Genomic DNA, 12170 nt, shown 5'->3' on the forward strand with positions numbered 1-12170 from the left:
TTATAAACTCTGAACGTAACGATAGAGATCTTTCAGCAAAGCCTGTTTACGTTGGTCGTTGCTGGTCGCTTCGGCACATTGTTCGAGCTCGAATAAGAATGCTTCAGCTGACAATGCTTTTGGTAACGGTTCATGCAAGCGCTGCTGACAGAATGTCCGCCAGCGTTGCAATTCTTGATCTGTCAAAGTAGCTGGATAATTTCGCGCTCGGTAGCGGAATAACATCTCGGGCAGACGGTCGTCGCTGAAGTTAAGCTGCAGCGCTGCAAGTTGCTCTGGTGCGGTATCGCGAATTATTGCCATGGTTGAGCGATCTTGATCGCTAAAGAAGGCGCCACTATAGAGCTGTAACTCGGGGTCTTTAGCTACCGAGTCGTCGTTTTGGCTGTCACTCTGATAACGTACGCTTTGGATTAAACGTTCGCGTAGTTCCGGTTGCGAGGCTAACCAATTTGCGCGTTCATGCATTTCCGCCATGGGTAGCTGCCACCGCTGTTGCACAGCGTCGGTTAAAACCTTTTGCGGCGCCAAGAATGGACAGCGATTGAGCATCAACTGTTGCGCGCCATATACGCCCCAGCCCTCAGCATGGCGTTGCTCCCGTTTGGCAAAACGCCGCTCTTGCAATTGTTCGAGGTTTAAATCGGCTAATTCTCGCGGGTCTTCTCGTAAATTCCAATAGACGATGGCGTTAGGGTTATCCTCTTGATAACCCAGTGGCATAATCAGCGATAGGCAACCGTTATCAGTACCGTAAAAGCCGGCAACATGCGCCAGTGGCGTGAAGTTTACCAGATCAATGAGGGGTTTTAGCGCTTGTTTACGCCGAATAGTGAAGGCGTAATCAAAGAGTTTTGATTGTGCTTTTTTAAGTAGTCTAGCGATAGCGATGGTGGCGTAAACGTCGGCCATGGCATCGTGAGCTTGACCATGGTCGATGCCATTGGCTTTGGTTAAATGTTCAAGGCGCATGCTGATCTGCCCCGCTTCGTTGGTTGGCCATTCAATGCCATCGGGGCGCAAGGCATAGCAGGCGCGGACCACGTCAATCAGATCCCAGCGCGAGTTATTGTTTTGCCAAGTGTGGGCGTAAGGATCGATAAAATTGCGGTAGAACAGGTGCCGCGTCACTTCATCATCAAAACTTACCGAGTTATAGCCGATAATGGTGGTGTTTGGCGTACTAAACTCCGCCGCAATCTTGCCCGCGAAGGTGGTCTCGTTCATGCCTTGGGTAAGTGGATGTTGCGGCGTAATGCCAGTGATCAACACTGCTTGTGGGTGCGGCAAAAAGTCAGGAGTAGGTTGACTGTAGATTGTCAAAGGCCGACCACTGGGCTCAAGGTCCAGATTAGTACGCAGCCCGGCAAATTGTGCAGGGCGATCCACTTGAGGATTGGCGCCCCATGTTTCGTAGTCGTGCCAGTAGAAAGTTTCTTGTGTCATATCAGGATGATTACGGCATTAAATGGTTTGTAAGCAGACTACCTGAATGCGCTCATTGCCGCAATTACTGCGCTTAGTGTCCATGGCAAAGCTGGCGGGCTGCGGTTAAGCGTGGCAGGATAGTAAAGACATTGTTAGACCTAATTAGGACAAAAAGAATGAGAACTTTATCTGTGTTGTTGCAATCCCTCGTGTTAACTGCTGGCATGAGCACGGCGGCCTTGGCGACTGAAGATGCGCCATTCTCTATCGCTATTCACGGTGGTGCGGGCACCATTACGCGAGCTGATCTTAGCGCCGAGCAAGAAGCCGCATATCAAGCAAAGCTCACGGAAGCATTGAATGCTGGTCATGCGATTTTGGCCGACGGTGGCACGAGTATGGACGCAGTTGTTGCGGCCATACAAATTATGGAAGAATCGCCATTGTTCAACTCTGGACGTGGGGCAGTGTATACCTTCGAGGGTGAGCATGAATTAGATGCTTCAATCATGAACGGTGCAACGTTAGAAGCGGGTGCTGTAGCCGGTGTCAAAACCGTAAAAAGCCCAATCGCTCTAGCCCGCGCTGTGATGGAAAATTCTGTTCATGTGATGCTGAGCGGCGAAGGCGCCGAGCAGTTCGCACAAGAACAGGGCTTAGAACAAGTCGATAATAGTTATTTCAATACCGAACGTCGTTATGAGCAACTCGAACGAGCGCGCGAGAAGCTCGGTGTAGCGAATAAACAAGCCTATTTGGCATTGGACGACAAATATAAGATGGGAACCGTCGGTGCGGTTGCGCTTGATCAACATGGCAATGTGGCAGCGGCAACGTCAACCGGCGGCATGACGGCAAAGCGTTATGGTCGGATTGGTGACTCACCTATTATTGGCGCCGGAACATGGGCCGATAACGCCAGTTGTGCCGTGTCGGCAACCGGCCATGGCGAGTTTTTCATTCGTTACCACGTCGCTGCTGATATTTGTAGTCGCGTAAAGTATTTGGACCAGTCGATCGAAAAAGCGGGCGATACTGTTATTCACGATGTACTGCTACCGGCAGGTGGCACCGGCGGGGTTATCATTGTTGATGCTGAGGGTAATGTTCATATGCCATTTAACACTGAGGGTATGTATCGTGCGAGTCGCATCGGCAATGGCGATATTAACGTTGCGATTTACAAAGATTGACTATACTTATCCTTAGGTTTCTCAAGATCTTGAGGTAGGTATTATGCATTCCATGAAAGTCGAAGATTTTATGCGTCGTCGGCCGGTGGTGTTTACCGAGGATTTACCTATTGAGGTAGCGGTGGAGCGACTGTTGCAGTCGCACCAGCGTGGCGGACCAGTGGTTGACGCTAAACGTAAAGTCATTGGTTTTTTGTCCGAGCAAGATTGTCTTGCGGCCATGTTGCGTGATACCTATCACAAAGAAATTTCAGCGAATGTTGGTGACTGTATGTACTGCGGCGAAGTCCTCAGTGTTTTCGCTGACGATTCAATAACTGATATTGCCCAACGTATGGATGCGAAGAAACCTAAGGTGTATCCAGTGCTTGATGACGCCACCAAACAATTGGTTGGCGTGATCACCCGCACGGATGTTTTAGGAGCGATCGACCAATACTTTCAAGATTCCTACCGGCGCCGTTAACAAGCGGCGCACACGCTGGTAAACTAGGCACTTCTGAGTAGTAACTTCTTCAACAAGTCAGGGTCACGCGTGCACGCAAGCATACCTTTTCCTAGCGATTTACCGGTCGTACAAGCAAAAGCAGAAATTCAGCAAGCCATTCGTGATCACCAAGTGGTGATTATTGCCGGCGAGACCGGATCTGGGAAAACCACACAGCTCCCCAAAATGTTATTAGAAATGGGCTATGGACGTGCGGAAGAGGGTACGCTGATCGGTCACACCCAGCCGCGGCGATTAGCCGCACGCAGTGTGGCGCAACGTATAGCCGACGAATTACAAACGCCGTTGGGCGAGACGGTTGGCTATAAAGTTCGTTTTCAAGACCAAACCGCAGCGACAACAGCAATAAAGTTGGTAACCGACGGTATGTTGCTTGCGGAGTTGCAAAATGACCGTTTACTAAAGCAATACGATGCGTTGATCATTGATGAAGCACATGAGCGTAGCCTCAATATCGATTTTCTGTTGGGAGTTGTGTCCAAGCTGTTGCCGCAACGTCCAGATCTTAAGCTAATTATCACTTCGGCAACCATCGAAACCGAGCGTTTTGCCAAACATTTTGGTAATGCACCGATCATATCCGTCAGTGGTAGAACGTATCCTGTTGAACTACGTTATCGCCCCCTCGAGGGCGACGATGACAGTGGTGACGTTGTGCAAGGCGTTTGCGATGCCGCACTTGAACTCTATCGCGAGAGCAGTGGTGATATTTTGGTGTTTGCTTCCGGCGAACGTGAGATCCGTGATTTTGCCGAAGCTTTGGCTGAACTGGATTTGCCCAACACAGAACTTGTGCCGCTTTTTGCGCGCCTCTCATCGGCCGAACAAAACCGTGTTTTTCAGAGCCATAGCATGCGACGAATCGTCATCGCGACCAATGTCGCGGAAACCTCATTGACGGTGCCGGGAATTCGCTATGTCATCGATCCCGGTACGGCACGTATAAGCCGTTACAGTTATCGTACCAAAGTACAACGCTTGCCGATTGAGAAGATCTCGCAAGCTAGCGCCAACCAACGTATGGGCCGTTGCGGCCGAGTGGCTCCGGGGATCTGTATTCGTCTGTACAGTGAGGACGATTTTTTACAACGGCCAGAATATACCGAACCCGAAATTTTACGAACAAACTTGGCAGCGGTTATTTTGCAAATGACCTCTGCGCGATTGGGTGACATTCGTAAATTCCCATTTATTGACCGGCCTGATGAGCGTTTTGTCAAAGACGGTATGAACTTACTGCAAGAACTGCATGCGCTCAAAAGCGGTGGTCGACGGAACAAGCGCGGTGTTTCCCAAGGGCCGCAATTAACGGCATTAGGTCGCCAATTGGCTCAATTACCGATTGACCCGCGGTTGGGACGGATGGTGCTTGCGGCTCGTGAGTTTGGTTGCATTCGTGAAGTGATGGTGGTGACTGCGGCACTGAGTATTCAAGATCCTCGTGAACGGCCCCAAACGGCGAAACAAAAGGCTGACGAGCTGCGTCAACGCTTTCACGATAAAGACTCCGACTTTATGAGCTACTTAAAGCTTTGGGATTACCTACGTGAAAGACAACGCGAATTGTCAAAATCGCAATTTCGTAAGCAATTAAAAACAGAATTTATTCACTTTCTACGGGTTCGTGAATGGCAAGATGTTTACAGTCAAATTCGCCAAACTGTGCGCGGTTTAGGGTTTAGCATTAATGAGGAAGCGGCGAGTTATGAAGCAATACATCGCGCACTCTTGACGGGGTTGTTATCCCACCTTGGTAATAAACAAGAAGGGCACGAGTTTTTAGGTGCTCGCAACCGCAAGTTTTTTGTATTTCCTGGCTCTGGTTTATTTAAAAAGCCACCGAAGTGGTTGATGGCTGCTGAGTTGGTCGAAACCAGTCGTCTGTTTGCTCGCGTTAATGCGCGTATTGAGCCCGAGTGGGTAGAGCCAGCGGCGCAACATTTGGTCAAACGTAACTACTTTGAACCTCACTTTGCCAAGAAATCCGGCTCGGTGATAGCCGAGGAGCAAGTCACGCTCTATGGTCTGATTATTGTTCCGCGTCGTCGCGTTCAGTATGGCCCGGTCAACCCCATTGAAGCGCGCGAAATCTTCATCCGTGAGGCGCTGGTGAACGCACAATTACGCCGACAATTACCGTTTGTGCAGCACAACCAGCAGCTGATTGAGGAAATTCGTGAGCTTGAGGATAAATCACGGCGGCGGGATATTTTGATCGATGATGAGGCGTTGTTCCAAGCTTATGATTCGCACATTCCAGCTGGTATCTATAATGAGCAATTACTTGCTGGTTGGTGGCATAAAACAGTAAAAGACCAGCCGCGGCTGCTGTACTTCGAGCGCGATGACTTGATGACGCAAAGTGCTGATCACATAACCGAGTTGGATTACCCGGATACATGGCAGCAAGGCGACTTTAGCTTACCGCTAAGTTACCACTTTGAACCCAATGATCCACAAGACGGTGTTGCGGTGCACATACCGCTTACGTTGGTGAACCAAATTAATCCAGAAGGCTTTGATTGGCTTGTTCCAGCATTGCGCGAATCGTTAGTGGTTGCATGGATTAAATCGTTAGCGAAACCTTTACGTCGACATTTCGTTCCGGCTCCCAATTATGCGCAAGCATTTTTACAGGACACCGGCGCAAAAGAAGTGTTTGAACGGCCTTTGCTTGTTGCGCTAAGCGCCAAACTGCGTCGGATGTCGGGAGTAACGATACCTGAGGATGCATGGGATTCGAGCCAAATTCCTGATTATTTACGTATGCGTTTCGTTATCGAGGACGAAAAGGGAAAACCAGTTGCCGACGGTCGTGACCTTGTGGCATTGCAACAACAATTGCAAGGGCGCGTGCAGCATGCGCTGCGTCAAGCGGTAGCAGAACAGCCAGAGGCGCAAGTAGCGACAGATTGGACGTTCGGCGCTTTACCTACCGTCAGGGAGCGTCAGCAGCGCGGCTATGCAGTGAAAGCCTACCCAGCGCTTGAAGTTGTTGACGAAGGCGTACGTGAAACCTTATTCGATAAACCGGAACAAGCGGCGGCAGCCCATCACCAGGCATTGCGTAAACTGTTACAACTGCAGCTCCCTTCGCCCATGCGCTATCTGCAACAGAATTTGTCAAATAGAGCCAAGTTAGCCATGTACTATAACCCGTGGGGGAAAGTTGATGCGTTGATAGAAGATTGCATTCAAGCGGCTCTCGACGAGCTTCTTAGCGCTAATGAGATACGTGATGAGCGGGGCTTTCGTCGTTTGGTTGAGCAAGCGCGTGGTGAGCTGAATGAACGCGTAACCGCAATTGCCGAACAAGTCGAGCCATGTCTGTTGCTATCACAGAAGATTCGCAAGCAACTTAAAGGTTCAGTGCCGTTAGATCAAATCCAAGCACATGGCGATATCAAGGCACAACTTGAACAGCTGGTGTATCCGGGGTTTGTGAGTGCGGCTGGAGCGCAACGCTTACCGGATATTGAACGGTATCTGAAAGCTATTGAACGTCGACTAGAAAAGCTTCCCGTGGATCCAAATCGCGATCGATTACATACCTTAACGCTGGAAAAACTAGAGCAGGGTTATAATGAACTGCTTGGCAAGTGGCCTAAAAGCTTGCCGCTAAGTGAAGAACTAAAAGAGATCCGTTGGATGCTAGAGGAGTTGCGGGTAAGCTTTTTTGCGCAGCAATTGGGAACCCGCTATCCGATTTCAGAAAAGCGGGTTCAGCAAGCTTTAAGCAGCGTAAAGCCCTAAGTTTTCACGTGCGAAAGCTTCAAATTCTGTACAACCGCCAATGTGCTGCTCATCGATAAAGATTTGCGGCACGGTTTGCACAGGCGCCCCTACGGTTTTCTCTAAATCCGCTTTAGTGATGCCTTCGTCATGCATGTCGATGTAGCGGAACTCAAAATCATCACGATCTTCGGTGAGTTTTTCGGCAATCTGTTTTGCACGAACACAGAAAGGACAGCCAGGGCGGCCAAAAATAACTGTAAACATTGGAACTCCCACATTTCAATCAAGTGTATAGCGTAATATGTGCGCTATTTTGCCTTAAATTGGCGTTCGGCGCTAATGATCTGTATCTATCGAACCAATCGTTTTAGTCGATTAGTGATCTATGTCTAAATCGGAAGCAGGAATGCAACAACAGGCTAAGCAGTCGCCTGGGCGTACGATCGCAAGGGGCTCATTAATATATTCAATGTCACCACTATTTACTTTAGTTCGACATGCGCCACAGAACCCATCGCGACAATGAAAACGTGTTTCGATACCGGCGGCTTCCATAGCTTCCAAAAGAGAGCCTGCTGATGGATCAACGGTCAGCTCGTGCTGACCGTTGACGCGAACTTTGAAAGTTTTGCTCATTAGCGTTACAGCTCAAAGTCTCCTAGGTCAGAAGCACTGACTGAACTATCGATCTGACCCACGAGGTAAGAGGTTATTTCGGCTTCTTGTGGAGCAACCTGAACGTTATCAGAAACCAAATACTTGTTCATCCATGGTAAAGGGTTACTACGTTGTTTGAACGGGGCATCAAAGCCGATAGCTTCCATTCGCATGTTGGCAATGTATTCGACGTACTGACAAAGAATGTCCTCGTTTAGACCTATCATTGAGCCATGGCGGAACAAATAGTGAGCCCATTCTTTTTCTTGTTCGACAGCCTTCATGAAAATAGCCAAAGCCTCTTCGCGTAATTCCTCAGCGATTTCCTTCATTTCAGGGTCGTCTTTGCCATACTGCCAAAGATTGAGGATATTTTGGGTTGAGACAAGGTGTAAGTTTTCATCGCGCGCGATGAGGCGAATTATTTTTGAGTTTCCTTCCATAAGGTCGCGCTCTGCAAACGCAAAGGTGCACGCAAAACTCACATAAAAACGAATAGCTTCCAGAGCGTTAACTGAGTTGATGCACAAGAACAATTTCTTCTTAAGTTCGCGCATCGTCACGTTGTGAACTTCGCCATTGACTTCAACTTCACCTTCACCGTGGGTTTGCCACAACTGCGTATAGAAAATGAGGTCGTCGTAATATTTAGAGATATCATTTGCACGTTTCTGAATCTCTTCGTTAATGACAATGTCTTCGAAGACTTGGCTCGGATCGGTAAACAAATTACGTAAAATGTGTGTGTACGATCGTGAGTGGATCGTTTCAAAAAATGACCAGGTTTCAATCCAAGTTTCGAGCTCTGGAATTGAAACGATGGGCAGAAGAGCGATGTTCGGGCTACGGCCTTGTACCGAATCCAATAGCGTTTGATACTTTAGATTCGAGATAAAAATATGCTTTTCGCTATCGGTAAGTCCCTGAAAGTCGACGCGGTCACGGCTCACATCGACTTCTTCAGGTCGCCAGAAAAAGCTGATTTGTTTTTCGATGAGCTTTTCAAAAACACTGTGTTTTTGTTGATCATAGCGCGCCACATTGACCGAGTTTCCGAAGAACATCGGCTCCTGTAACGGGTTGATCTGATTTTTATTAAACGTTGAATAACTCATGCTGTTAGCGCCTTATTGTTAGATTTTACATGCGCCGCCGGCACAATCGTCATCTTCTTCAGTGACGGCCACGGTCGCTTGTTGGTTCTCTTCTTCACGCTGTTTAGCATCGACCTTATCGCGTAAGTCGACTTGGTTGTCAGATGCGCCATCACGAGTGTTGTGGTAATACAGCGTTTTTACCCCAAGTTTGTAGGCATAGAGCAAATCTTGTAGCAATTGCTTCATCGAAACCTTGCCGCCTTCAAACTTGCTCGGATCGTAATTGGTATTTGCAGATATTGTTTGGTCAACGAATTTCTGCATGATTCCGACAAGCTCTAAATAGCCTTTATTGTTCGGAATGGTCCAGAGCAATTCATAAGCATCTTTAAGGTTTTCGTAATCCGGTACGACTTGTTTGGTCACGCCGTCTTTCGATGCTTTAATACTGATATGCCCACGCGGTGGTTCAATGCCGTTGGTTGCATTCGAAATTTGCGATGAAGTTTCTGACGGCATTAATGCTGACAGGGTAGAGTTGCGCATACCGTACTTTTTAACGTCTTCACGTAACTGATCCCAATCGAGCTGATAAGGTTCGTTACACACCGCATCAAGATCTTTTTTATAGGTGTCGATCGGCATAATGCCTTGCGCATAGGTCGTTTCATTAAACTTAGGACAAGCTCCGAGTTCCTTCGCTAAGTTCATTGAAGCTTTCATTAAGTAGTACTGAATCGCCTCGAACGTTTGGTGCACAAGTCCGTTGGCTGAGCCGTCTGAGTAGCGAACGCCATGTTTTGCCAGATAATAGGCGAAATTGATGACCCCAATACCTAGCGTACGACGGCCCATCGTGGCATTGCGTGCTGCTGGGACTGGGTACTCTTGGTAGTCAAGTAGACTATCGAGCGCCCGAACTGCGAGTTCAGCCATTTCTTCCAAATCACCGAGTGAATTGATCGCACCAAGGTTAAAAGCTGATAGCGTACACAAGGCGATTTCGCCTTCTTCGTCATTAACATGGGCAAGTGGTTTGGTGGGTAGTGCGATCTCCAAACACAGGTTACTTTGTCGAATTGGCGCTACTTTAGGGTCAAACGGGCTGTGGGTGTTGCAGTGGTCAACATTCTGTAAATAGATACGCCCAGTACTTGCACGTTCTTGCATAAACAAGCTGAAGAGCTCGATCGCTTTAATACGTTTTTTACGAATCGACTCATCGTTTTCATATTGCAAGTACAAACGTTCAAATTCGCTTTGATCGGCAAAGAAAGCGTCGTACAGACCTGGACAATCCGACGGACTAAATAATGTGATGTAATCGTCTTTAACCAAACGTTGATACATCAGGCGGTTAAACTGCACGCCGTAATCGAGGTGGCGCACACGGTTTTCTTCAACACCGCGGTTGTTTTTCAGTACCAACAAGCTTTCGACTTCTAAATGCCAAAGCGGGTAGAAGAGGGTGGCTGCACCGCCACGAACGCCGCCTTGGGAGCAGCTCTTAACCGCTGTTTGGAAGTACTTGTAGAACGGAATACAACCAGTATGGAACGCCTCACCACCCCGAATAGGGCTACCTAAAGCGCGGATGCGTCCGGCATTGATACCGATGCCTGCACGTTGCGAAACATACTTCACGATTGCGCTAGCTGTTGCGTTTATTGAGTCTAAACTGTCGCCCGCTTCAATAAGCACGCACGAGCTGAATTGCCGTGTTGGGGTACGCACTCCAGACATGATGGGGGTCGGCAATGATATTTTGAACAGCGATGTGGCGTCATAGAAACGCTTAACGTAATCGAGTCGCGTGTCGCGCGGGTAATTAGCGAAGAGGCACGCTGCGACGAGCACATATAAAAACTGCGCGCTTTCAAAGATCTCGCCAGTGACACGGTTTTGTACTAAATATTTACCTTCAAGCTGTTTTACCGCCGCGTACGAGAAGTTGAGGTCACGCGAGTGGTCGATAAAACCGTTCATTTGCTCGAATTCTTCAGCAGTGTAATCGTCGAGTAAATGTTTATCATAGCGCCCACTAGCAACCATCTCTTTGACGTGTTCATAAAGGTGCGGTGGTTCGAATTCGCCGTAAGCCAGCTTGCGCAGATGGAAAATGGCTAAGCGAGCAGCTAAATACTGGTAATCCGGTGCATCTTCAGAGATAAGGTCAGCGGCGGCCTTGATGATGGTCTCATGAATATCTTCAGTTTTGATGCCATCGTAAAACTGAATACGAGACTTAATTTCAACTTCTGAAACCGAGACATTGTCGAGGCCTTCAGCAGCCCAACTAATCACACGATGGATTTTATCGAGGTCAAGCGGTTCACGTTCACCACTGCGTTTGGTAACAAAAAGTTCTTGATTCATGCGGCGCACCCACCAATTTATCGTTATGTTTCTTTGTTGGCACCACAAGATATGGGTATGGAATAGGCATTCCGTGTGAAAAATACACAATATCTTGGGTTGGATAGATGCTATGTATGCTAGCACTTATCGTAAGGGGATCAAGCGAGATTTTGTTAAATCTGGGTGGTGAAACGCCGCTTTTTTCTGTGTAATTATCGCAAGGTCTTGTGTCTCAAGACTTTCACCAAAAGCAAGACCTTAAAAACTTTTATAAATAACTTTTTGCTCTTACAAATATAATGCTAATAGAACAAAGCTCTAAGCTAGTGGATTCAACGGCTACACAAGATATGGTGGTTCATCTGTAGCCGAAGTCTAAATATGGTGTTTTACTGATGCCTTGTGCACTTAGTCCGTAACCGGCATGCGAAGTGCGACAATGTAATTTACGTCAACGTTGCTGGCGTCCAAATAAAAGCCGCGCCATGGCAGATAATGCATCCCAGTAATGGCTAGTGCTTTTGCACCCACCGCATCCGTCATGCGCAGCAATTCGGCGGGCTGAATAAATTTGGCATGTTCATGCGTGCCTTTGGGAACCCAACGTAAAATATGTTCAGCGGCCACAATACCGAGCAACCATGACTTGAAGTTTCGATTAAGCGTCGAAAACACGAGTGTCCCGCCAGGTTTAACTGACTTGGCTGCGGCGTGAACTATGCTTTCGGGGTTAGGAACATGTTCGAGCATTTCAAGGCAGGTAACGACATCGAAGCTGCCAGCATGTTGTGCGGCGAATTGTTCAGCAGCTATACACTGATAATCAATTGTTAACTGACTCTCAAGGGCATGTAATCGTGCCACCTGAAGTGATTGTTCGGCAAGATCAATGCCAGTGACCTCTGCACCGGCCCGCGCTAAAGCTTCAGTCACCAAACCACCACCGCAGCCGATATCAAGTACTCGCTTGCCGAACACGCCGTCACAATGCTGTTGGATAAAATCAACACGTAAAGGATTGATAAGGTGTAGCGGCTTAAATTCGCCTTCAGGGTCCCACCAGCGTGAGGCGAGAGCACTGAATTTTTCAATTTCTTTCAAATCAACGTTATCGGATTGCGCCATAGTACTTCTGCTTCGTGAAAAAACTCGGTACAGTGTACTCAAGCTAGCGACGCAAAAAAAGCACAACTC

9 protein-coding genes are annotated in these 12170 nt (G+C 48.1%); 3 read left to right on the plus strand and 6 right to left on the minus strand.

Features of this window, described 5'->3' with window-relative positions; all coding sequences use genetic code 11:
- Complete coding sequence (gene sbcB / locus NV375_RS02110; RefSeq protein ID WP_258806766.1) at positions 1–1446, minus strand: exodeoxyribonuclease I; 1446 nt, start codon at positions 1444–1446, stop codon at positions 1–3.
- A 158-nt stretch (positions 1447–1604) separates the two neighbouring features.
- Between sbcB and NV375_RS02115 the strand changes: the two genes are divergently transcribed.
- From NV375_RS02115 to hrpA, 3 genes are all read left to right on the plus strand, one after another.
- Positions 1605–2621, plus strand: coding sequence for an isoaspartyl peptidase/L-asparaginase family protein (locus NV375_RS02115; RefSeq protein ID WP_258806767.1), 1017 nt, complete (start codon positions 1605–1607; stop codon positions 2619–2621).
- Positions 2622–2664: 43 nt separating this feature from the next.
- Positions 2665–3087 carry a CBS domain-containing protein gene (locus NV375_RS02120; protein WP_258806768.1) on the plus strand — a complete coding sequence of 141 codons (423 nt, stop codon included), beginning with the start codon at positions 2665–2667 and terminating at the stop codon, positions 3085–3087.
- A gap of 69 nt (positions 3088–3156) precedes the next feature.
- Positions 3157–6882, plus strand: a complete 3726-nt coding sequence (gene hrpA / locus NV375_RS02125; RefSeq protein WP_258806769.1) for an ATP-dependent RNA helicase HrpA — start codon at positions 3157–3159, stop codon at positions 6880–6882.
- Here the strand turns inward: hrpA and NV375_RS02130 are convergent.
- The 5 genes from NV375_RS02130 to ubiG form a co-directional block, all read right to left on the minus strand.
- On the minus strand, positions 6862–7128 hold the full coding sequence (locus NV375_RS02130) for a GrxA family glutaredoxin (RefSeq protein WP_258240406.1): 267 nt from the start codon (positions 7126–7128) through the stop codon (positions 6862–6864). The genes hrpA and NV375_RS02130 overlap by 21 nt on opposite strands.
- A 111-nt stretch (positions 7129–7239) precedes the next feature.
- Entirely contained in the window at positions 7240–7500 is a 261-nt protein-coding gene (gene yfaE / locus NV375_RS02135) for a class I ribonucleotide reductase maintenance protein YfaE (RefSeq protein ID WP_126770133.1), read from the minus strand.
- Positions 7501–7505: 5 nt separating this feature from the next.
- On the minus strand, positions 7506–8636 hold the full coding sequence (nrdB, locus tag NV375_RS02140; RefSeq protein WP_126770135.1) for a class Ia ribonucleoside-diphosphate reductase subunit beta: 1131 nt from the start codon (positions 8634–8636) through the stop codon (positions 7506–7508).
- A gap of 18 nt (positions 8637–8654) precedes the next feature.
- Positions 8655–10994 (minus strand): class 1a ribonucleoside-diphosphate reductase subunit alpha, encoded by a 2340-nt coding sequence (nrdA, locus tag NV375_RS02145; protein WP_258806770.1) that lies wholly within the window; start codon positions 10992–10994, stop codon positions 8655–8657.
- 390 nt (positions 10995–11384) lie between these two features.
- A complete protein-coding gene (gene ubiG / locus NV375_RS02150; protein ID WP_258806771.1) occupies positions 11385–12101 on the minus strand; it encodes a bifunctional 2-polyprenyl-6-hydroxyphenol methylase/3-demethylubiquinol 3-O-methyltransferase UbiG in 717 nt (238 codons plus the stop codon).
- Positions 12102–12170 lie beyond the last annotated feature (69 nt).

This window comes from Pseudidiomarina sp. CB1 (assembly GCF_024752025.1).
Classification (GTDB): domain Bacteria; phylum Pseudomonadota; class Gammaproteobacteria; order Enterobacterales; family Alteromonadaceae; genus Pseudidiomarina.

Coding starts and splice junctions, on each gene's coding strand:
- sbcB (WP_258806766.1), bottom strand. CDS start 1,446: ATGACACAAGAAACTTTCTACTGGCACGACTACGAAACATGGGGCGCC.
- nrdA (WP_258806770.1), bottom strand. CDS start 10,994: ATGAATCAAGAACTTTTTGTTACCAAACGCAGTGGTGAACGTGAACCG.
- NV375_RS02115 (WP_258806767.1), top strand. CDS start 1,605: ATGAGAACTTTATCTGTGTTGTTGCAATCCCTCGTGTTAACTGCTGGC.
- NV375_RS02120 (WP_258806768.1), top strand. CDS start 2,665: ATGCATTCCATGAAAGTCGAAGATTTTATGCGTCGTCGGCCGGTGGTG.
- nrdB (WP_126770135.1), bottom strand. CDS start 8,636: ATGAGTTATTCAACGTTTAATAAAAATCAGATCAACCCGTTACAGGAG.
- NV375_RS02130 (WP_258240406.1), bottom strand. CDS start 7,128: ATGTTTACAGTTATTTTTGGCCGCCCTGGCTGTCCTTTCTGTGTTCGT.
- ubiG (WP_258806771.1), bottom strand. CDS start 12,101: ATGGCGCAATCCGATAACGTTGATTTGAAAGAAATTGAAAAATTCAGT.
- yfaE (WP_126770133.1), bottom strand. CDS start 7,500: ATGAGCAAAACTTTCAAAGTTCGCGTCAACGGTCAGCACGAGCTGACC.